This is a genomic window from Cognatundibacterium oligocarboniphilum (assembly GCF_013377855.1).
Taxonomy (GTDB): Bacteria; Pseudomonadota; Gammaproteobacteria; order Burkholderiales; family Burkholderiaceae_D; genus Undibacterium; species Undibacterium oligocarboniphilum.
Map to the genome: position 1 here is coordinate 542,299 of NZ_JABXYJ010000001.1, position 21,924 is coordinate 564,222.

22 protein-coding genes and 1 pseudogene are annotated in these 21,924 nt (G+C 50.4%); 8 read left to right on the forward strand and 15 right to left on the reverse strand.

Annotation, left to right across the window (positions count from 1 at the left end):
• Window position 1: 1 nt before the first annotated feature.
• The 3 genes from HV832_RS02575 to HV832_RS02585 all read right to left on the reverse strand — a co-directional run bounded on the left by HV832_RS02575 (window position 2) and on the right by HV832_RS02585 (window position 4,054).
• Window positions 2-793: an SDR family oxidoreductase gene (locus HV832_RS02575; protein ID WP_176801959.1), complete on the reverse strand. Its 792-nt coding sequence runs from the start codon at window positions 791-793 to the stop codon at window positions 2-4.
• 178 nt (window positions 794-971) lie between these two features.
• Window positions 972-2,789 (reverse strand): acyl-CoA dehydrogenase, encoded by a 1,818-nt coding sequence (locus tag HV832_RS02580; protein WP_176801960.1) that lies wholly within the window; start codon window positions 2,787-2,789, stop codon window positions 972-974.
• Window positions 2,790-2,875: 86 nt separating this feature from the next.
• A complete protein-coding gene (locus HV832_RS02585) occupies window positions 2,876-4,054 on the reverse strand; it encodes an acetyl-CoA C-acyltransferase (protein ID WP_176801961.1) in 1,179 nt (392 codons plus the stop codon).
• A gap of 413 nt (window positions 4,055-4,467) precedes the next feature.
• Here HV832_RS02585 and HV832_RS02590 point away from each other — a divergent pair, with 413 nt between their 5' ends.
• Window positions 4,468-6,132: an MFS transporter gene (locus HV832_RS02590; protein ID WP_176801962.1), complete on the forward strand. Its 1,665-nt coding sequence runs from the start codon at window positions 4,468-4,470 to the stop codon at window positions 6,130-6,132.
• Between the two features lie 105 nt (window positions 6,133-6,237).
• On the opposite strand, the gene HV832_RS02595 is transcribed toward HV832_RS02590, so the two are convergent.
• From HV832_RS02595 to HV832_RS02615, 5 genes are all read right to left on the reverse strand, one after another.
• On the reverse strand, window positions 6,238-7,155 hold the full coding sequence (locus HV832_RS02595; protein ID WP_176801963.1) for an LD-carboxypeptidase: 918 nt from the start codon (window positions 7,153-7,155) through the stop codon (window positions 6,238-6,240).
• Window positions 7,156-7,176: 21 nt separating this feature from the next.
• Window positions 7,177-7,698: a tRNA adenosine(34) deaminase TadA gene (gene tadA, locus HV832_RS02600; protein WP_176801964.1), complete on the reverse strand. Its 522-nt coding sequence runs from the start codon at window positions 7,696-7,698 to the stop codon at window positions 7,177-7,179.
• A 30-nt stretch (window positions 7,699-7,728) separates the two neighbouring features.
• Complete coding sequence (queD, locus tag HV832_RS02605; RefSeq protein ID WP_176801965.1) at window positions 7,729-8,172, reverse strand: 6-carboxytetrahydropterin synthase QueD; 444 nt, start codon at window positions 8,170-8,172, stop codon at window positions 7,729-7,731.
• Between the two features lie 7 nt (window positions 8,173-8,179).
• Window positions 8,180-8,815: a 7-carboxy-7-deazaguanine synthase gene (gene queE, locus HV832_RS02610; RefSeq protein WP_176801966.1), complete on the reverse strand. Its 636-nt coding sequence runs from the start codon at window positions 8,813-8,815 to the stop codon at window positions 8,180-8,182.
• Window positions 8,816-8,910: 95 nt separating this feature from the next.
• Complete coding sequence (locus HV832_RS02615; protein WP_176801967.1) at window positions 8,911-9,402, reverse strand: DinB family protein; 492 nt, start codon at window positions 9,400-9,402, stop codon at window positions 8,911-8,913.
• 835 nt (window positions 9,403-10,237) lie between these two features.
• Between HV832_RS02615 and HV832_RS02620 the strand changes: the two genes are divergently transcribed.
• Together HV832_RS02620 and HV832_RS02625 are read left to right on the forward strand one after the other, a co-directional pair.
• Window positions 10,238-11,194, forward strand: a complete 957-nt coding sequence (locus tag HV832_RS02620; protein ID WP_176801968.1) for a chromate resistance protein ChrB domain-containing protein — start codon at window positions 10,238-10,240, stop codon at window positions 11,192-11,194.
• A complete protein-coding gene (locus HV832_RS02625; protein ID WP_176801969.1) occupies window positions 11,191-12,393 on the forward strand; it encodes a chromate transporter in 1,203 nt (400 codons plus the stop codon). Before HV832_RS02620 ends, HV832_RS02625 begins: the two co-directional genes overlap by 4 nt.
• A 219-nt stretch (window positions 12,394-12,612) precedes the next feature.
• Here HV832_RS02625 and HV832_RS17150 read toward each other — a convergent pair.
• Window positions 12,613-12,789, reverse strand: a pseudogene (locus tag HV832_RS17150) (Arm DNA-binding domain-containing protein); the annotation flags it as partial.
• A 100-nt stretch (window positions 12,790-12,889) separates the two neighbouring features.
• On the opposite strand from HV832_RS17150, the gene HV832_RS02635 reads away from it, so the two are divergent.
• Window positions 12,890-13,042 carry a hypothetical protein gene (locus tag HV832_RS02635; RefSeq protein WP_176801970.1) on the forward strand — a complete coding sequence of 51 codons (153 nt, stop codon included), beginning with the start codon at window positions 12,890-12,892 and terminating at the stop codon, window positions 13,040-13,042.
• 56 nt (window positions 13,043-13,098) lie between these two features.
• Here the strand turns inward: HV832_RS02635 and guaA are convergent, their stop codons facing one another.
• The 3 genes from guaA to guaB are packed head-to-tail and all read right to left on the reverse strand — an operon-like array spanning window position 13,099 to window position 17,230.
• Window positions 13,099-14,691 (reverse strand): glutamine-hydrolyzing GMP synthase, encoded by a 1,593-nt coding sequence (guaA, locus tag HV832_RS02640; RefSeq protein ID WP_176801971.1) that lies wholly within the window; start codon window positions 14,689-14,691, stop codon window positions 13,099-13,101.
• 3 nt (window positions 14,692-14,694) lie between these two features.
• A complete protein-coding gene (locus HV832_RS02645) occupies window positions 14,695-15,741 on the reverse strand; it encodes a GGDEF domain-containing protein (RefSeq protein WP_176801972.1) in 1,047 nt (348 codons plus the stop codon).
• 28 nt (window positions 15,742-15,769) lie between these two features.
• Window positions 15,770-17,230 (reverse strand): IMP dehydrogenase, encoded by a 1,461-nt coding sequence (gene guaB / locus HV832_RS02650; protein WP_176801973.1) that lies wholly within the window; start codon window positions 17,228-17,230, stop codon window positions 15,770-15,772.
• Window positions 17,231-17,331: 101 nt separating this feature from the next.
• Between guaB and HV832_RS02655 the strand changes: the two genes are divergently transcribed.
• Window positions 17,332-17,820: a DUF4124 domain-containing protein gene (locus HV832_RS02655; protein WP_176801974.1), complete on the forward strand. Its 489-nt coding sequence runs from the start codon at window positions 17,332-17,334 to the stop codon at window positions 17,818-17,820.
• A gap of 16 nt (window positions 17,821-17,836) precedes the next feature.
• On the opposite strand, the gene HV832_RS02660 is transcribed toward HV832_RS02655, so the two are convergent.
• Together HV832_RS02660 and HV832_RS02665 are read right to left on the reverse strand one after the other, a co-directional pair.
• On the reverse strand, window positions 17,837-18,130 hold the full coding sequence (locus HV832_RS02660) for an RnfH family protein (protein ID WP_176801975.1): 294 nt from the start codon (window positions 18,128-18,130) through the stop codon (window positions 17,837-17,839).
• Window positions 18,123-18,554: a type II toxin-antitoxin system RatA family toxin gene (locus tag HV832_RS02665; protein WP_176801976.1), complete on the reverse strand. Its 432-nt coding sequence runs from the start codon at window positions 18,552-18,554 to the stop codon at window positions 18,123-18,125. The genes HV832_RS02660 and HV832_RS02665 overlap by 8 nt, the downstream gene beginning before the upstream one ends.
• Before the next feature lie 113 nt (window positions 18,555-18,667).
• On the opposite strand from HV832_RS02665, the gene smpB reads away from it, so the two are divergent.
• Window positions 18,668-19,117 (forward strand): SsrA-binding protein SmpB, encoded by a 450-nt coding sequence (smpB, locus tag HV832_RS02670; protein WP_176801977.1) that lies wholly within the window; start codon window positions 18,668-18,670, stop codon window positions 19,115-19,117.
• A gap of 30 nt (window positions 19,118-19,147) precedes the next feature.
• On the opposite strand, the gene HV832_RS02675 is transcribed toward smpB, so the two are convergent.
• Entirely contained in the window at window positions 19,148-19,513 is a 366-nt protein-coding gene (locus HV832_RS02675; protein WP_176801978.1) for a hypothetical protein, read from the reverse strand.
• Between the two features lie 243 nt (window positions 19,514-19,756).
• Here HV832_RS02675 and ompR point away from each other — a divergent pair, with 243 nt between their 5' ends.
• Both ompR and HV832_RS02685 read left to right on the forward strand, forming a co-directional pair.
• Window positions 19,757-20,524 carry an osmolarity response regulator transcription factor OmpR gene (ompR, locus tag HV832_RS02680; RefSeq protein ID WP_176801979.1) on the forward strand — a complete coding sequence of 256 codons (768 nt, stop codon included), beginning with the start codon at window positions 19,757-19,759 and terminating at the stop codon, window positions 20,522-20,524.
• Between the two features lie 17 nt (window positions 20,525-20,541).
• The gene (locus HV832_RS02685) at window positions 20,542-21,903 is read left to right on the forward strand and encodes an ATP-binding protein (RefSeq protein ID WP_176801980.1); all 1,362 of its coding nucleotides are present in this window, start codon (window positions 20,542-20,544) and stop codon (window positions 21,901-21,903) included.
• Window positions 21,904-21,924 lie beyond the last annotated feature (21 nt).

The window sequence follows — 21,924 nt, forward strand, 5'->3', positions numbered from 1 at the left end:
CTCAGACAGCAGAAACACCACCATCAACGGCCAGGGTCTGCCCTGTGATGTGTTTACCGGCATCGGAGGCAAACAACAGAGTGATACCTTTCAGGTCCTCATCATCGCCAATACGTTGCAACGGAGATTCTTTTGCCAGTTTTTCTTCCCCCAGATGCTCCAGAATCCCTTTAGTCATTTTGGAAGGGAAAAAGCCGGGAGCGATCGCATTCACATTGATGCCATGCACGCCCCATTCTCCAGCCAGGGTGCGGGTAAAATTGATCACAGCTGCCTTAGACGTATTGTAGGCAATGGTCTGCATGGTGCCCGGCGCATTACCGGACAACCCGGCAATTGAGGCCACATTTATGATGCGACCGGAACGACGTGGAATCATGCTGCGCTTACCGACAGCCTGCGACAGCATGAAAATACTGCGGATGTTCAGATTCATCACCTTATCCCACGCATCCAGCGGATGATCTTCTGCCGGCGCCCCCCAGGTTGCACCGGCATTGTTGATGAGGATATCGATATGACCAAGCCGCTTCAGCGCTTCGTCAACCAGCGGTGTGACTGCGCTTTCTTTTGACAGATCAGCTGCAATCGCACTGGCATCAATGCCCCGGCTTTGCAGATGGGCAACCGCCTCATCCAGATCAGACTGCTTGCGTGAGGACAGCACAATGCGTGCACCCTGCTCGCCCAGCGCTTCGGCCATCTGCAGACCAAGCCCGCGTGAACCACCGGTAATCAATGCGGTTTTACCTTTTAAGCTGAATAATTCCTGAACCGTGCGTGCTGTACTCATTGTCGTCTCCGTTGTTGTCACGTCTGATGTCGTGTCTGTTGTCACCGGCTTGCTGCATTGTGCAGTCATTGTTTACCGGCGCCGAAATTGATAAAAAATAGGGAGTATCTGAAAAAACAAGGCTGACGTCCTTATTTTTAATGAACAAAAATATATACTCCCTCTCAGTATATTCAGATCAAAACCATTGATCCTGCATCTCGTAAGTCGTGCTGTCTATGCTGGCCAGCAAATCGAGCTGCGGATGTACTTTTGGCAGCTCCCAGTGAAAGAAATATTTGCATGCGTGCAATTTACCGGCATAGAAATCAGCATCATGCGCATCCTGTTTATGCAGGCTTAACAAAGCTTGTTCCAGCCAGATCCAGGCAATAACTGCGTGTCCGAACACCTCCAGATACAGGGATGCATTCGCCAGCGTCTTATTCATGTCACCGCAGCCATGCAATTGCTTGGTGATCTGTGCGATACGCTGCAATACGCGCGCCAGCGATTTGCTGTATTCCGCCAGTTCAGGATGATGCGCTGCTTGCAACATGGCTTTGTGCATGACTTCACCCAGCATTTCGAGCGCGATGCCGTTTTCCATCACGACTTTCCGCCCCAGTAAATCGAGGCCCTGAATGCCATGCGTCCCTTCATGGATGGGATTGAGGCGATTATCACGGTAAAACTGCTCGACGTTGTATTCGCGGGTATAACCATAACCGCCATGCACCTGAATCGCCAGATTGTTCGCCTCCAGACACCATTGCGATGGCCACGATTTGGCAATCGGTGTCAGGATTTCCAGCAGCAGACTGGCGTGGCGACGCACCTCAGGCGTCTCGCCGGTACGTTCATCATCCACCAGTCGGGCGCAATACAGATTCAACGCCAGCCCCCCTTCCACATACGACTTTTGCGCCAGCAACATGCGTTTAACGTCAGTATGCTGGATGATCGGTAATTGCGGTGCTGCTGGATCCTTATTCAGAGGAGCACGCCCTTGCGGACGATTGCGCGCATAGTCAAGCGCATGCAGATAGCCGGTATATCCCAGCATGACCGCACCAAGTCCGACACCGATACGCGCCTCATTCATCATGTGGAACATATTGGCGAGTCCGCGATGCAACGTGCCGACCAGATACCCGACCGCCCCGGCCTTTCCGTCCGGCCGGAACTTGCCTTCACCAAAATTCAGCAAACAGTTAGTCGTTCCGCGGTATCCCATTTTATGGTTCAGACCGGCCAGCACCACATCATTGCGTTCGCCCAGCGAACCGTCAGGATTAACCAGGAATTTCGGTACGATAAACAGACTGATCCCCTTCACGCCGGGTATCAGCTTGCCTTGTTCATCCGGCACTTTGGCCAACACCAGATGCACAATGTTTTCGGATAATTCGTGCTCGCCTGCAGAAATCCACATCTTGTTGCCAGTCAGCCGGTAAGTACCGTCCGGTTGAGGTTCAGCACGGCTAACGATATCCGACAGGCTGGAGCCCGCCTGCGGTTCTGACAGACACATCGTGCCAAAAAAACGCCCCTCCAGCATCGGTTTGACAAAAATCTCGATCTGTTCCGGGGTACCGCATTTCATCAATGTGTTGGCATTGCCGATCGTCAGGAAAGGATAGGATGCCGTGCCGACATTGGCACCTTTAAAGTAGGCAAAACCGGCTTTTTCAACCACACACGGCAACTGCATGCCGCCGACATCAAAATCCTGTCCGGCTGCCAGCAATCCGGCTTCACAAAACGCATTCAGCGCCGTTTTCACCTCAGGGATGATATGCACCTTTTCACCGTCAAAGTGCGGTTCATTCTGATCGTTCTTTTTGTTATGGGGAGCAAATAAATCGGTGGCAATCTGCTCGCAGGTATCGAGTGCTGCATTAAAAGTTTCGCGACTGTGTTCAGAAAACCGTGGACGTTGATTCAAAGATTCGACATTCAGCCATTCATAGAGCAAAAACTCAAGATCACGACGGGAAAGGATTTTGGATTGCATGGCAGCACACAGAAAGAGTTGAAAGAAACCAGACGCGTTTCATGCGATCAGATCATCCGATCGCATGAAACTGGCGAGAGTGTACGTCAAACAACTTCAAACAGACCAGCAGCACCCTGGCCGCCGCCGATACACATGGTCACCACCACGTATTTTGCACCACGGCGCTTTCCTTCGATCAGCGCATGGCCAGTCAGACGCGCACCGGATACACCGTACGGATGCCCCACTGCAATCGCACCACCATTCACATTCAGACGATCCATCGGAATGCCGAGCTTGTCTGCGCAATACAGCACCTGCACTGCAAACGCTTCATTCAATTCCCACAAGCCGATATCCTCTACTTTGAGGCCAGTCTTTTTTAACAGTTTGGGAATTGCAAACACCGGGCCGATCCCCATTTCATCCGGTTCGCAACCGGCAATCGCAAATCCACGGAAAATACCCAGCGGCTGCAAGCCTTTTGCTTCAGCCAGTTTGCTGTTCATCACGACAGCGACTGATGCACCGTCAGAAAACTGGCTGGCATTGCCTGCAGAGATCACACCGCCAGGAATCGCGCTACGAATTTTAGACACGCCTTCGAGCGTGGTATCGGCGCGGATGCCCTCATCAGCGGAAATGGTCACTTCTTTGCTGACCAACATACCGGTTGCCTTATCCGCTACGCCCATTACGGTTGTCATTGGTACGATTTCAGCATTGAACAGCCCCGCTGCCTGCGCTGCGGCTGCCCGCAACTGGCTCTGCACACCGTACTCATCCTGACGTTCACGTGGAATGCCATAACGTTTGGCGACTGTTTCTGCCGTCTGCAACATCGGCCAGTAGACTTCCGGCTTGTGCTGTTTCAGCCAAGGCTCGACGATCATGTGCTTGTTGGCTTCGTTCTGAACGCAGGAAATAGATTCCACACCACCCGCCGCATAGATATCGCCTTCACCGGCAATAATCCGCTGTGCCGCCAACGCAATAGTCTGCAAACCGGAGGAGCAGAAACGATTAACAGTCATGCCTGCTGTGGTGACCGGGCATCCGGCACGCAATGCGATCTGACGAGCGATATTGCTGCCGGTTGCACCTTCCGGCGTGGCACATCCCATGATGACATCCTCGACTTCAGCAGCTTCAATTCCGGCACGCTCAATCGCAGCAGCCAGAACATGGCCACCCATCGTGGCGCCATGCGTCATATTGAAAGCGCCTTTCCAGGACTTTGCTAAACCGGTACGGGCGGTAGAAACGATAACTGCATCATTCATGTGGTGTCTCCTGTGGATGAATTGGAATACTTGAAATACCTGGGGTATCTGAATACTTCAAAATACGACTAAAACGCTTTTTCTCAGCAACATCAGTTGTCATCGGCAAACATAAAACGACAATTCGGATTCTGCAGATACCTGCCTCTGCTTGCCTGCATACCCTGCCATACGTATGACCCGAAAAGCAGAATAGCATAATTTAGTACGACCGTTCGCAAATTTTTAAATCTCATGAGAAATCGTTGCTTTATCGAATAAGACCGACAAATCCGTAAGTTTCTGTAAGTTTCAAGAAAGCATGTTGTAAGGTTCAGCACACACACTCAAGTTGTGCAAAAAATGTCAGAACAACTATTCCTCATACTGACACGCTTTGCCAACACACTTTAAAACATAATCAGGAGACAAGCATGGCGACAGCACCGATTGCAACGTCAAGCGGAATGACTGCGGAAGAACGCAAAGTAATTTTTGCGTCCTCCCTCGGAACCGTTTTTGAATGGTACGACTTTTATCTATACGGCTCTCTGGCAGCCATCATTGCAAAACAATTTTTTGCCGGCACTGATCCGAATACCGCCTTTATTTTTGCTCTGCTGGCATTTGCTGCGGGCTTTATTGTGCGTCCTTTCGGCGCGCTGGTTTTTGGTCGCCTCGGTGACATGATTGGCCGCAAATATACTTTCCTGGTCACGATCCTGATCATGGGTGGTTCGACTTTCTGCGTTGGCATGCTGCCAGGTTATGCCAGTTGGGGAATCATTTCTCCGATCATCCTGATCTCGTTGCGGATTCTGCAAGGTCTCGCACTGGGCGGTGAATATGGTGGCGCAGCAACGTATGTGGCAGAGCACGCTCCGCATGATAAGCGCGGCGCTTACACTGCCTGGATTCAAACGACAGCAACACTGGGGCTGTTTCTGTCCCTGATCGTGATTCTGAGCACACGTTCCGCTATCGGTGAAGACGAATTTGCTGCCTGGGGCTGGCGCGTACCATTCCTGGTTTCCGTCTTCCTGCTGGCGATTTCTGTGTGGATTCGTTTGTCCATGAATGAATCTCCTGCATTCGCCAAAATGAAGGCAGAAGGAAAGACATCCAAAGCACCGCTGACCGAATCTTTCGGCCAATGGAAAAACCTGAAGATCGTTATTCTGGCGCTGATTGGCCTGACAGCAGGTCAAGCCGTTGTCTGGTACACCGGTCAGTTCTACGCATTGTTCTTCCTGCAGCAAACCCTGAAAGTGGATGGCGCAACAGCCAATCTGCTGATCGCTGCATCACTGGTTATCGGCACACCGTTTTTCATCGTGTTTGGCTCGCTGTCCGATAAAATCGGCCGCAAACCGATTATTCTGGCAGGCTGTCTGATCGCTGCAGTGACTTACTTCCCGATTTTCAATGCGCTGACACACTATGCTAATCCGGCACTGGAAAACGCACTGAAGAATGCACCGGTTGTGGTGACTGCTGATCCTGCAGATTGCCAGTTCCAGTTCAATCCGACTGGCACCAAGAAATTCACTTCCTCCTGCGACATCGTTAAAGCCAAACTAGCGGCAGCATCGGTCAACTACTCCAATGAAGTTGCGCCCGCCGGTACTGTAACGACAGTCAAAGTCGGTGAAAAAGTCATCACTTCTTTCAATGCAACCGGTTTACCAAAAGAAGAAGCAGCAGCAAAAGATAAGGCATTCTCCAAAGAGCTGGCGGATGCCATCAAAGCTGCCGGTTATCCTGCCAAGGCAGACCCTAAGCAGATTAATCAGCCTATGGTTCTGGTTCTGCTGGTGATACTGGTGATCTACGTCACCATGGTCTACGGTCCGATCGCGGCAATGCTGGTGGAAATGTTCCCAACCCGTATCCGCTACACCTCCATGTCCCTGCCATACCACATCGGCAATGGCTGGTTCGGTGGTCTGCTGCCAACCACTGCATTCGCGCTGGTTGCATTCAAGGGCGACATCTACTATGGCTTGTGGTATCCAATCATCATTGCGCTGGCGACATTCGTTATCGGCGCACTGTTTATCCGTGAAACCAAAGACAATGATATTTATGCTGCAGACTGAAACCTGCACCAGCGATAGCATCGTCCAATAAGAAAGCCGCCCGATGGGCGGCTTTCTTTATAATTGATTGGCGTTTTTGAAGTATGCACTACACCACATGCATCGTTACCATTGATAACACATCTCCAGACTAACGATACCTTCTTTCGCCGTCAGTCTGGCCTGGCTGCCAACAACCAGTGTGGCACGTTCGCGTGTATGCCCAAATGGTAAGCCCGTCAGGACAGGACAAGGCATGAGACTGCGCAGATAAGCCAGCAGCGCCGCAAAGTCATAGCCATTATCATGCTCGGCCAGACGATAACCAGAAAAATTCCCTAACAAAATGGCTTTTTGTTTTTTCAGTATTCCCGCGTAATGGAGTTGTAATAACATCCGTTCAACCCGGTACGGGTGCTCGCCGATATCTTCCAAAAATAGAATTCCATTCTCCGGCGCCGCCGCATAAGGGGTGCCGACAACATGTGCCAGCATCGCCAGGTTCCCACCCCATAACACCCCCTGCACATCAAGCTCCGGCGCCATGTCAGAAGCAAATTCCACCTGATGCCGGCTGGAAGACAGACAATCGGCGAACTGTTTTAACGTGTATTCATCAGGATTGTCGCGCGTGTAATCGTCGCACAACATCGGCCCCGCAATGCTGCAGACTCCCCGTTGAAGCAACAACTGGTGCATCAAGGTGAAATCACTGTACCCGGTGAATATCTTTCTGCTCTGCGCCAGCAAATCCAGATCAAGATAAGGCAGCAAGCGGGAAAAACCATAACTGCCTCGCAAAGCCATCACAACCCGTATCTGTGGATCAGATGCTGCCGCATGAAGCTGACGTACCCGCACTTCGTCTGTTGCGCCAAAGCGCTGATATTTATGTTCAGGTTCATAGTAACTATGTACCCTGAATCCCTGCTGCCGCAATAAGTCCAGCCCCTGCACTACCGCGGCTTCATTTAACGGTGCACCGCTTGGCGCCACCACGGCGATATCAAGCGGCTGCTTCAGAAGTGGAAGATGTAATGTCATATCAATCGAAATCGGGGAAAATCAGGGCATATCTGACAGCATGGTGATACCGTTTTTTTTCTGTTGCGCCAGCAACCGGCGTTCTGCAAAAAAATCTCTGAGCAAAGCAGAGCACTCTGTTGCCATCACCCCCGTAGTTACCCGGGTATGGTGATTGAGTTGAGATTGCCCAAAAATATTCATGACGGAACCAGCCACACCGGTTTTCGGATCACTGGCACCAAAAATAACCCGGGAAAGCCGGGCATGCATCATCGCACCGGCACACATGATGCAAGGCTCCAGTGTCACAAACAACTCACATCCGGGTAAACGATAATTTCCCAGCAATGCTGCAGCGGCGCGCAAAGCCATGATTTCTGCATGCGCCGTAGGATCATGATTGGCGATCGGACGATTATGGCCTGTCGCAATCACGACACCATCTCTCACAATCACCGCACCAACCGGTACCTCTCCCAGAGTCCACGCCAGTCTCGCCTGTTCGCAGGCGATTTGCATAAATTCCCGGTCGGAATCCAGAGACAAAGAAAATTCATTCATGTCGGCCATGGCTGATTTGTGCAGTAAAAATCAGCCGTCAATCTCTGCCCAGCAATTCGGCGTTTCATATAAGGTGACTTTGGTCAGACGCAGACTGCGGCCAAACCTGTCGTGGTACACCTCTTTTAAAATATCGAAAGCGATTTTCGCCAGATTTTCGACCGTCGGTACTCGATCAATGACGACGGTTTTATGCCCTGGTAATTTTTCCAGGAAATTTTTAATGATGTAATCCTTCTCATACACAATGAAGGAATGATCCCAGAGATTCACCAGATACTGACTCGCCAATAACTTGATATCACCAAAATCCATAATCATGCCATTGTCGGATTCGCCGTCCTGCTGCACCACCTCGCCGGTCAGCGTGATTTGCAGAGTGTAGCGGTGACCGTGCAAATTACGACACTGGCTGCTGTGATCGGGAATACGATGGCCAGCATCGAATTCCATTTTTCGGGTAATCGTTAACATGAAAAACTTAAGGAATTTGTAGAAGTTTATGTGTCTGCAAACTCAGCTTCCACTGTGGATGCTGTTTGCAGAATTCAATTGCGCGACGCAGATTATCATCTCTGAATGGACCATCCATCGCTTGCACGAAGTAATGTTCAAAATCAAGATTGGTGTATGTCGCCATGTCCTGCCCGATTTGCGGAATCACGACCTTAATCTCATTTCCATTGCGAACAACCAGTTCCGCGCCCATTTTCGGACTCACGCATATCCAGTCCACGCCATCAGGCACAGGTAGCGTACCATTGGTCTCAATCGCAATTTCAAAGCCCACAGCGTGCACGGCATCGATCAAGGCCGTATCGAGTTGCAACAACGGCTCACCGCCTGTGAACACCACATATTTACTGGCAGTATACGATGCTGGCCAAAGCGCATTAATTGTCGCCGCCAGATCTTGCGCCGCTTTAAATTTTCCACCACTGACACCATCAGTACCAACGAAATCGGTATCACAAAACTGGCAAATAGCTGAGGTACGATCTTCTTCCCTGCCAGTCCATAAATTGCAACCGGAAAAACGGCAAAACACCGCGGGACGACCGGCATGATTACCCTCGCCCTGCAAAGTGTAAAAAATTTCTTTGACGCTATACGTCACTTCTGATTCCTGTTCAATGATCGGTTAAGCAAAAACTTGAAGACATTCAATAACATATAAATCCAGATTGAGCGATACCATGAAAATACATACATTCAGTCTCGCCGTTCTGGCTCCGTCACGTGCAAGAACCTTGTCAGTAAATCACGCGGTGGCGCAATTGCGGCGACCTTTAATATCTGCCCGACATTTCCCCTGTGATAGCCTCCGTGAACAATCACGTGCATCAGCATTTCTTCACGCGACATGACACCGGCATCCCCATCAGTGAAGGAGAAGCGTACCCGTTCCACCAGTGCAGCATCACTCAGCGTGTCGACGTATTCAAGAAACCACGAATCCGTTTCCGCTACCGCGTCACGCAATGTTACCAAAGCCGGGGTCGACTTAGTATTCGTCGCATCATGGCCATGCGGCTGATTCAGTAAATGAGCACGGAAGATCCTATCCACGACATAGATGTGATTCATCGTGCGGATCGCGGTACGCAGCCCATCTTCTTGCCTGAGTGTTTCCAGCACATCAAACAATTCAACATTGGCCCAAGCTTTATAGCTAAACAGGGATTTCATCATCAGGAGAGACATCCGCATTTCCTTTCAATGCATTGTGCCAGCAACGCACCAGATTACCTGACCGAACAAGGATCAATGACAAAAATATTATGAGCCCCACCGTTGATGAACAGATCATCAATATAACTACCAGCGATGAGCCTGATCCCACAAAAAAATACCGTGATCATTCATTGATTCGTTTTGAACAATTCCCAATCCATTTCAATCCATTTGTAACTTACTTTACCGGAGTTGAGGCATCCGCTGAAAACTCAACCTGCAAAACAACGAGGTAAACAGAAAATTATATTACAAATCAATACGTTATGCAAATCACCAACCATTTCAAGGGAGATTTAAATACATCACCTGTATCACATAATCGTTACTGCCTGCGTTTTCCCGTCACCCCGAATACAATCGGATCCTCCTTGCCTCACCTATCGAATTCTGATCACGACATCGTTCCGAAACCATATCAGGCAACTCAAAAACATAATAGCAAAAATCTTGTGAAATCAAGGACTTAAGATCTGCTTGCCACTTGTCATGCCCCTAGGTTACCAGACAGGATATCCCCGCATTCATCAGCAAAGATAGACCAAATTTCGATTGGCTCGAACTCAGAAAAAAATTCCTGAACATGCAATGAAAATCACGGCACCCATGCGAAGGCAACCAAGAAAATCCGTAAGTACATACGTGGCAGTGACTTAGCCAATTTTGTGAAATCGTGCAGATATGGTGGCACTGCACGAGTTCCACACCACGTCGCCTGCCGGCGACTGCTAGTAACACGCTTTGGGTGAAGTGATTTTTAAAAATAAATTTGAAATTAACTCTACATTATTGTAGAGTTAATTTCATGAATAATTGGCTATCCCTCATCACCAGCCTCCCCACGGAAAACGCCACTGTGCGCATGCGTGCGTGGCGGGTACTTAAGGCATCCGGTGCTGCCGTGTTGCGCGACGGCGTCTATTTGATGCCCGAGCGAGAGACCTGCCGCACCACATTGAATAGACTTGCGACGGACGTTAGAGATGGCGGCGGCACGGCTTTGGTGTTGCGTATAGAGGAGCCAGCCGACTCATATTTCATTGATCTGTTTGACCGCAGCGAGGACTACGCAACACTGCTGATCGATATCACAAAAGCTCGCGATACCATGTCTACAGACACGGTACAAGATACGCTCAAGCAAACACGAAAGCTCCGCAAGACATTTGGCAACCTCATAGAAATCGATTTTTTCCCTGGCGAAGCACAACGTCAGGTCGGCGCTGCCCTGCAGGAACTTGAACTGGCTTGCGCACGCACGCTGGCACCTGATGAACCGCAGGCGATCGAAGGAGCGCTTTCCCGATTGTTCATCGGTGACTACCAAGGCCGAACATGGGCTACGCGCTGCCGCCCATGGGTTGACCGCCTCGCCAGTGCATGGCTGATTCGACGCTTCATCGACCCACAAGCAAGCTTACTGTGGCTAGACACTCCCAGCAATTGTCCCGCTGATGCTCTCGGTTTCGACTTTGACGGTGCGACGTTCAGTCATGTCGGCGCCCGTGTCACCTTTGAAGTGCTCGTAGCGAGCTTTGGACTAGAACAAGCCGCACTCACTCGGATGGGGGCACTCGTACATTACCTCGACATAGGCGGTTTACAGCCCCCCGAAGCAACAGGGATTGAAAGCGTTCTTGCAGGCCTGCGAGAAGCTATTACCCATGACGATCAGCTATTGGCCACCGCCAGTACTGTATTTGACGGGCTGCTGACCACCTTCCAGTTAGATACAGAACCACAAACGGAAACCCAAACATGATTGACGTAACCAAGTCAGAAGGCGAAACATCCGCATTGGCCGTAAAACCACCCTACACCTTGTGGCAACTCATTTTGTATTTCTTGCGCTTGGGAACACTGGGCTTCGGTGGCCCGGTTGCCTTGGTCGGTTACATGCGACGCGATCTGGTGGAACAACGCGGCTGGATTACCGAGGCGGACTACAAAGAGGGTCTGGCATTAGCGCAACTTGCCCCCGGCCCGATGGCCGCACAGACGGCGATTTACCTCGGCTACGTGCATTACCGCACTATGGGCGCAACACTGGTGGGATTGGCTTTTGTATTACCTTCTTTTTTCATGGTGGTAGCTCTCGGTTGGGCCTACAGCCGCTTTGGCGGATTGACCTGGATGCAGTCCGTGTTCTACGGCGTTGGCGCTACAGTCATTGGCATCATTGCGATCAGTGCTCACAAGCTGACTATTAAAAGCGTGGGGAAGGACAAACTGCTGTGGACAATCTTCCTGGTGTTGGCTGCCGCGACCGTCATCACCGAATCTGAAATCGCCTGGTTATTTCTGGTTGCCGGGGTGGCAAACTGGCTATGGCGTGCGCCACCCAAACGCTGGGGCGGTGATGGCCTGGCAGCCGTCACGTCGATTGATCTCGCACAAACAAGCGGACTCCTGGCCTCGCTTGACTGGTCCTTGCTAATGCAAATCGGTGTGTTCTTCGCCAAGGCTGGCGCCTTCGTTTTTGGTTCAGGCCTGGCCATCGTTCCATTCCTTTACGGCGGGGTGGTGACGGAACACCATTGGCTGAATGAAAAGCAATTCGTAGATGCCGTTGCCGTAGCTATGATCACCCCTGGCCCGGTGGTCATAACGGTGGGCTTTATCGGTTACCTGGTCGCAGACTTTCCCGGTGCTTGCGTGGCGGCGCTCGGCACCTTTTTGCCATGCTATCTGTTCACCATCATCCCGGCCCCGTATTTCAAGAAATACGGAAAGCTACCGGCCATCGTCGCCTTCGTGGACGGCGTGACGGCGGCAGCTGTGGGCGCCATCACAGGGTCAGTTATCGTCATTGCCAAACGCTCCATCATGGACATTCCGACGGCCTTGATGGCGCTCGTCACGATTGTCATTTTGTGGAAATATAAGAAGCTGCAAGAACCCTTCATTGTGGCGGGCGCTGCCCTGATCGGGTTGGCTCTGTATCCCTGGCTGCACCATTGAAGCTCTTTCAAAACAGGAATTTTATTATGACAGAGCGCACTGATCCTTAACGCTGCACTCTGTTGCAGGCCGCCACTGCCATGGTAGCAGTTTTCGGATCTATCGAATTTTCCCATGCCCAACTCATTCTGGAGAAAACCGCATGCCTGTACTACCTGTTTTCGAGGGCTGAACCGCGCTCAAACTCCTCGTATTCAAGCCTGCTAAATTGACAGATCTACCCCCGATACCATAGCGACCGAAGGTGATGACTTCCTGCCTGCAGTTAATCGAGTAGTTGTAGCGGAACGAGATCGCTCCGGCCGGTGTGACGGCCACATAGAGGCCGTCGCGGTCGTTGACTTTGTAGAGCTTGTCCTGCGGCCTGATGTTGCGCAGTTTGGTATCAGTCAGCATGGCATTCGTCCTATCCAGGCTCAAAATACCATGATCAAAATTAGTGAGAAAAAAAAGATTTTTCCACTTACAAATCAATAAGTTAAGAACTTTCAATGCCATGCACAGCCATAAAGATCATGGCATGGTATCTGGTGTTGCTCATGATATTGAAACAGATAGCGTCACCCGCCATACCGTAAGAAAAGCGTACTTGCCGGTGCTTGAAGATGCCAGCCAATGCCAGACCAAAAAGCAAAAAAGCCCGCAGTGACGCGGGCTTACGGGTGTTTTAGTGCCATCAGCTGCCTGCTGATGCCAGACGCGGGATCATTCCCATTCTATCGTTGCCGGTGGTTTGCCGGAGATATCGTAAACCACGCGGTTGATGCCACGTACTTCATTAATAATCCGGTTGGAAACCTTGCCCAACAACTCATGTGGCAAATGTGCCCAGTGTGCGGTCATGAAATCCTGCGTCTGCACTGCGCGCAATGCCACGACGTAATCATAAGTACGACCATCGCCCATCACACCCACCGATTTCACCGGCAGGAAAACCGCGAATGCCTGACTTGTTGCGTCGTACCAGCTGACTGGTTTTTCGGCGTGCGGATCAACGAAATTAGCCCGTAATTCCTCAATGAAAATCGTATCGGCTTTACGCAACAGATCAGCAAATTCCCTTTTCACTTCGCCGAGAATACGCACACCAAGACCCGGCCCCGGGAACGGATGGCGATACACCATACCGTGTGGCAGACCTAAAGCAACGCCGAGTTTACGCACTTCATCTTTGAACAATTCGCGCAAAGGTTCCAGTAATTTCAGGTTCAGCGTATCTGGTAAGCCGCCGACATTGTGATGACTCTTGATCGTATGCGAACCTTTTTTCCCTTTGCCCGCACTTTCGATCACGTCGGGATAAATCGTGCCTTGCGCCAACCATTTAGCGTTGCTTAATTTCGCTGATTCTGCCTGGAACACCTCAACGAATTCACGGCCAATGATCTTGCGTTTGGTTTCAGGCTCAGTAACTCCGGCCAAATGCCCCATGAATTGAGCAGTCGCATCAACATGAATGACTTTGACGCCAAGATTTTTGGCGAACATATCCATCACCATCTTGCCTTCGTTGAGCCGCAGCAAGCCGTGATCGACAAACACGCAAGTCAGTTGATCTCCGATCGCACGATGGATCAGCGCCGCAGCAACGCTGCTATCGACACCACCGGACAAACCAAGAATGACTTCGTCGCTACCAACCTGCGCACGAATTGCGGCAACAGCTTCTGCGATGTAATCCGGCATATTCCAGTCCGACTTGCAGCCACAGATTTCATGCACAAAACGGCCGATAATTGCTTCGCCCTGCAGCGTATGCGTGACTTCCGGATGGAACTGGACGGCGTAGAAACGGCGCTCTTCGTCAGCCATCGCGGCAATTGGACAATTGTCTGTAGATGCCATCAGTTTAAAGCCGGGCGGCATCTCATTGACTTTATCACCATGACTCATCCAGACCTTCAGCATGCCATGACCTTCCGGCGTCACAAAGTCATTGATACCATTCAATAAAGCTGTATGGCTATGGGCACGGACTTCGGCGTAACCAAACTCACGCACCAGTCCGTTTTCCACTTTACCGCCAAGCTGCTCTGCCATGGTTTGCATACCGTAACAAATACCCAGCACCGGTATACCTGCTTCGAATACCGCCATCGGCGCACGCGGAGTATCGCCCTCAGTCACACTGCTCGGACCACCCGACAAAATGATACCGGCAGCGCCGTAATTGCGGATAAATTCATCGCTGATGTCGTAAGGATGAACTTCGGAAAAAACTCCTGCATCGCGCACGCGACGGGCGATCAGTTGAGTGACCTGGGAGCCGAAATCTAGGATTAGAATTTTTGAATGCATAAATCAAATCATCATGTCAGGTTGGCCGGGCATTGCCTGAACAACAGTATTGTTTCCCGCATTCTTTGCAGAAAGCAGGGCTTTTTCAGCTAAGCTGATTAATGTTTCCGGATCGACGTCCGGGAAAATATCCGAAGAAACCACGCCGATACAAACTGTGACAGCAGTTTCTTCACTCTCAACCTTCTCCGGATGCGTCATGATCGACAAACGTATCCGTTCAGCCACTGCCGTGGCTACCAAGCGGGACGCACCGGGTAAAACAACCAGTAACTGATCATTACCGAAGCGCCCCAAGGCATCAAATGGTCGTATACAGGAACGTACCCGGCTCACCATCCGCACCAACAACTGATCTGATGTGATCTGTCCGTGCTGCTGCCGCATTCCAGCCATCTGATCCGGCAGCAAATACAGCAGCGACAAGGGTTTATCCGATCTGACGCAACGCTCCATCTCAATACCGAGCGATCTGACAATCGCAACCTTATTCCAGGTTCCCAGCAATGGGTCAATCAGAGAATCCCGTTTCAGGCGGCGATTTTGCTTCACCAGTTCAAGCTGGTTATGACAAATCACATTCAGCGCCAGCTCATGCTCTATCGCTGTCGCCAGATCAGACAGTAACAAATGCTGCTCTTCGTCCAGCGTTCGTGGTTGGTAGTCCAGCAAGCGAAAACATCCAAGCAACGAACCATCCTGCCCCAGAATGGGAAACGAAGCGTAAAACCGGATAAAAGGTGCTCCGGTGACGTGTTTATGTGTGCCATCGCGTGGATCGGCCAGCAAGTCGGGAATGACAACAAATGTATCCGTCAGAGGATGCTCATCGGAAAATACGGCCTCCATTTCCGTGATCGAGTGTTCACTCAACCCCGAACGTCCAGTCACTGAACCAAAAGTCAGAAAACAATTTGCGACAGAAAACAACTTGATGCCCAGACGCTCAAAGCGGGCGACTTTGGTTTCCATTTTCTCTGCCAGAATCCGATCAAAACCAGAATTGGCCTGCAATGTTGTTGATCCCAAATCCGCCATACTCATGGGCATAAAGCGCTCCGGACAAATTGTTTAAGAATCAGTCAGCCCGGTAATTAGGTGCTTCCTTCGTGATCTGAACATCATGTACGTGAGATTCACGCATACCGGCAGAAGTGATTTCTACAAATTCAGCCTTGGTATGTAAATCATCAATCGATGCACAACCGCAATACCCCATCGAAGACCTGACACCGCCAACCAGTTGATACAGGATTGCCAGAACACTGCCTTTATAAGGCACACGTCCCTCAATACCTTCGGGAACCAGTTTATCGGCATTATTCGCAGAATCCTGGAAATAACGGTCAGCAGAGCCGTCCGCCATCGCACCCAGGCTGCCCATACCACGATAAGATTTATAGCTGCGACCCTGGAAAAGAATCACTTCGCCCGGTGCCTCTTCGGTACCGGCAAACATGCTGCCCATCATGACAGTCGATGCGCCGGCTGCCAGCGCTTTGGACACATCGCCGGAAAAACGCACACCGCCGTCTGCGATACATGGTACGCCTGTGCCCTTGAGGGCATTCGCGACATTGGCAATGGCAGAAATCTGCGGCACGCCGACGCCGGCAACAATGCGCGTGGTACAGATCGAGCCAGGGCCGATACCGACTTTCACCGCATCCGCACCGTGCTCAACCAAGGCCAACGCTGCTGCGGCTGTTGCGATATTTCCGCCGATGACTTCGATGTGCGGATAATTATCTTTTACCCAACGGACACGATCCAGCACGCCTTTAGAATGGCCGTGTGCAGTATCGACCACAATCACATCTACGCCAGCTTTTGCCAGCAAATCAATGCGTTCTTCATTGTCAGGACCAACGCCGACGGCTGCGCCGACGCGCAGCTTTCCCTGATCATCTTTAGATGCAAAAGGATGCTCGGTTGATTTCTGGATGTCTTTCACAGTAATCAGACCACGTAATTCAAACGCATCATTGACCACCAGCACGCGCTCAAGACGGTGTTTATTCATCAGACGCTTAGCTTCTGCCAGATCAGCCGTTTCATTCACACAAACCAGCTTTTCACGTGGTGTCATCTTGGCGCGGGCTTCCGCATCCAGCTCTTCCTCAAAGCGCAGATCACGGTTAGTGATAATACCAACCACGGTTTTGCCTTCCACAACCGGAAAACCACTGATGCCATACTGCTGCGACAAAGCGATCACTTCACGGATTTTCATGCTCGGTGGAATCGTGATCGGATCACGCAGCACACCAGACTCAAAACGTTTGACCTTCGCGACTTCGCGAGCCTGCTCCTTGGCAGTCAGATTTTTGTGGATAATGCCGATCCCGCCTTCCTGTGCCATAGCAATAGCCAGTCGTGCTTCGGTCACGGTATCCATGGCGGCAGATACCAGAGGTATGCTCAGATGGATATTTCGCGTCAGCTTCGTCGCGAGGGAGGTGTCTTTTGGGAGAATATTCGAATACGCTGGGACGAGCAGCACGTCATCGAACGTGAGTGCTTTTTGAAGTAAACGCATAGTATTTCCTATAGGCGCAAAAGCGAATTATACAGAAAACTTGCGAACTCGTCTCTCTGCATGTAAAACTCTTATTTATTCATTTTCTTTCGAGAACTTATATGCTCACTTACCGGATCGCCGCACTGATCATGCTTGGAATGCTCGCCTGCCCTGCAGCCAATGCCCAATATGTGTGGGTTGATGAAAAAGGAAACAAACAATTTTCAGATACTCCCCCGCCGGTATCCGTCCCTAAGAACCGCATCATCAAAGGGGGTACACCGATTTCAAAAACAGAAACTGACAGCAGCAACGCACAGGATGCTGCCTCCGCACCCGCAAAACCAATGACCACAGCGGAAAAAAATCAGGATTTCAATAAACGTCGCGCAGAGCAGGCAATCAAAGATAAAAAAGCAACCGACGAACAGCAGGCCAATGCAGACAAAGCCAATAATTGCGAGCGTGCAAAAAATTATCAGAAAATACTGGACTCCGGTGTGCGCGTCACCACGGCCGATAAAAACGGGGAGCGCAGTTACCTGACAGATAGTCAGCGGGAAAAAGAAGTTGCTGATATTAAAAAAGCACTCTCTGATTGCAAATAAATATACCTTTGAGTAATCAGATTTTTTCCTGACGATGCTTTCTGGCACGCCGACGCCGGGCTTCCATCGGGTCGGCTAACAAAGGGCGATAAATTTCCACCCTGTCCCCCTCATGCAAAACGGTCGATAACTCTTTTAATTTCCCGAAAACACCAACTTTCAATATGCTGATATCAATTTCAGGAAAAGTCCGGACTACACCACTCTCCTGTATCGCATCATAAACAGTGGTGCCTGCCGGCAGACGAACATTCAGCATACAAATACCTTCTACAGAGGCATAACAAACCTGCACTGCAATTTCAGGCATAAGTTGTCTCCGCACGTGCGCAAAAAGAATCCACAAAGCTATTGGCAATTTTGCTGAAGACAGGCCCAATTAAGTGCTCAAGTAATTTGCTGGAAAACTCGTAATTCAGATCGAATTCAATTTTGCATGCATCCGCGCGTAACTCTGTAAATTTCCAGTTGCCACTCAGATGCCTGAACGGTCCCTCGACCAGATGCATCTGCATTGAATGCGGTGCCTGGTTCACATTACGGGTTGTAAAGCTTTGTTTGATACCGTGATAATTAATGTTCAGTGTTGCCGTCAGATGATTTTCCGAACGTTCCGCCACAGTCACATCCCCGCACCAAGGCAAAAAAAGAGGATAATCCTCCACCCGGTCAACCAGCGCGAACATCTGCGCTGCGCTGTATCCGATAAAAACTGTCTTATGCACAACTGCCATTGAGATAAACCATTTGGTAAAATTCCAAGTCCGCATTTTAACCGAGTCATTGTCAGACCGAAATTACCTTTACCAATTTCGAGACTGATCGACCAATCTACATCCCCTCATAAATGAGCATCGCCGATAACAAAAAAGCATTTCACGATTACTTTATCGAAGAACAATTCGAAGCCGGCATTGTATTGGAAGGCTGGGAAGTCAAGGCAATCCGTGCCGGACGTCTGCAACTGAAAGAAGCCTATGTCATCGTTCGTAACGGGGAAATTTATCTGTTTGGCGCGCACATCGGCGCATTACCAACCGCGTCAACCCACATTCACCCGGATTCCGTCCGTACCCGGAAACTGTTATTGCACGCCGCTGAAATCAGTAAGCTGATCGGAAAAGTTGAACGTTCAGGCTATACGATGGTGCCGCTGAATATGCATTTCAGCAAAGGCAGGGTCAAATGCCAGATCGGATTGGCAAAAGGCAAAAAGCAGCACGACAAGCGAGATGCGGAAAAAGAACGGGACTGGCAGCGCGAACAGCAGAAAATTATGAAACAACACCGTCGCTGATGCTATTCAGCGACCTCATCACACCGTGCATTATTTTTTCCCAGACTGAATTTCACGCTCCATGTCCTGAATCTGCTGTCGCATTGCGCGACGCTCGTCCGGATTCAGTTTATTTTTCTTCACTTCCTGCAATCGGGAACAACCAGGCATCGTGGCAGCATCTCCTTGATGACACTGTTTATCAATTTCATCCTTTTTGGCAAAACCGGCTGGTCTGGACAGATGCGGGTCGCGCACTACGGCTCTTTTCTGGGGATCGGAATGCCCATTTTTCCCCTGAGATAGGGCATTTGGCCAGAAACTGGCTATCCGGAATACACCATCACCAGCAATCGCATTTATCTGACATAACAGAATGATGCCAGCGGCGAAGACCTTGACAGCAGTATTGTTCATTAAGGCGATCAAAAATTGATAGTATTATCTGAGAAAGAGCATTGCCGCTTGAAGCATTTCCGCTCTCGTTTTAAATTCAAGGATGATGAGTCTCCGCCGAAGGACAATAGCAGCGGATAAGCCTGCTCAGTGTAATGGAGCTCGTCAGAAGTTAATTTTCCCCTTGAGTAAAGTGTGTAACACTTTGTAAGTCAAGCCTTTAACAGGTTTCCAAGCTGCAACGATGCCAGTACCATCAATATTATGAACACTCTCCAATCAAACACTGATACCACTGCTGCTCCCAGCAGCCCGCCTAAGGCAAAAATTCTGGTCGTTGATGACGATTTACGGCTGCGTGAGCTGCTGCGACGCTATCTGACCGAACAAGGTTTTTATGTTGTTGGTGCAGAAAATGCACAAACCATGAATAAGTTCTGGATGCGTGAACGTTACGACATGCTGGTGCTTGATCTGATGCTACCCGGTGAAGACGGTCTCGCTATTTGCCGCCGCCTGCGGGGTGCCGGAGACCGCACGCCGATCATCATGCTCACGGCAAAAGGCGAGGAAGTTGACCGGATTATCGGCCTTGAAATGGGGGCAGACGACTACCTGCCCAAACCGTTTAATCCACGTGAACTGGTTGCCCGCATCAATGCCGTATTACGCAGAAAAGTGCCGGACGAATTACCGGGTGCGCCATCCGACGGACCGCAGACATTTTCATTTGGCGACTTCGTGCTCGATCTGGGAACCCGTACGCTGAAAAAGAAAAACGAAACAATTTCCCTGACAACCGGTGAATTTTCCGTTCTTAAAGTTTTTGCACGCCATGCACGTCAGCCGCTGTCCCGCGAAAAACTGATGGAACTTGCCAGAGGCCGGGAGTATGAGGTTTTTGACCGCAGTCTGGATGTTCAGATTTCACGATTAAGAAAACTGATTGAACCGGATCCGTCAAATCCCCTCTATATCCAGACCGTCTGGGGTTTAGGTTATGTTTTCATTCCTGACGGAGCGAAAGAATAAGCCTTCCGGATTTCCGTATGCGCTCTTATCTGAACAGTCTTGAATGGCTGCGCAGCGGCCTCTTCTGGCGCACGTTCTTTTTACTTGCCATGCTGGTCATGTCGAGCATGACGATATGGTTTATCAGTTTCAGAACCCTGGAACGCACGCCGCGCGCAGAACAGCTGACCTCGCAGATCGTATCTATTGCCAATATCACCCGCGCAGCATTAACCCATGCTGCTCCCGAAAAACGTAAAGAACTGCTGCTTGAATTCGCCCATAATCAAGGTATACGAATCTATACCTTAAAAGACAGCGATGTGGTGGAAGCGCTGGATTCAAGCGCTTTTTTGGCGGAATTCAGTGATCTCCTAAAATCCAGGTTGGGTAAAGAAACCCGCTTCGCCCGCAACGTTAATGGTATTGAGGCATTCTGGATCAGTATTGACATTGAAGGGGATGCCTACTGGCTGCAACTCGATGAGGACAAGCTGGATCCGCCCAGCACACTTCCCGTCATCAGCTGGATCACATCAACTCTGCTGATCACCTTGCTGGGCGCTGCAGCCATTTCCAAATTTATCAACGAACCATTGTCGCGACTCAGCAATGCTGCCCGTCTTCTGGCTCAGGGCAAAGAGCCGCCAGCGTTGCCAGAACGTGGTCCCAAAGAAATTCGAGAAACCAACGCCAGTTTTAATCAGATGGTGGAAGATCTGGCACGCATAGACACGGACCGTACCATCATTCTCGCAGGGATTTCCCACGACTTGCGCACCCCGCTCGCTCGCATGCAGCTCGAAGTAGAACTGGCAAATCTGGATGAGTCCGCCCGGGAAGGCATGCAGTCTGATCTGTCCCAGATGGATGCCATCATTAATCAGTTCCTGGACTATGCCAAGCCGATCGAAAGCCTGCGCTTTGATCCGATCAATGTCAGTGAATTATTACAGCAGGTGATTCATGAATATGCACGGGTTAATTATCTGCATATCCGTACTTCGATCGCACCAGAGCAATACGTGGCCGGAAATGCAACGGAACTACGGCGTCTGTTCAGTAACCTGATTGAAAATGCATGTCGCTACGGAAAAAATCCGGACAAACTCAATACCGTGGTGGAAATCCAGTGCAGCCACAAAAACCGCGGAAAAAAACAGGGTGTATTGATCAGCTTCCGTGATTATGGCGACGGCGCTCCGAGCGATGACCTGAATCGCCTGCTGAAACCATTCACCCGGGCGGATGCCTCCAGGAGTCAGGCCAATGGTTCCGGTCTGGGCCTGGCCATTGTCGACCGTATTATTCGCCGTCACCGCGGCAGATTAAGAATCTACAATCATGAACGCAAAGGATTTGTCGCAGTCATGATCTTTCCTGAAATGAAAACCAAATAGAAATCCCGGTCAGTGCCGGGA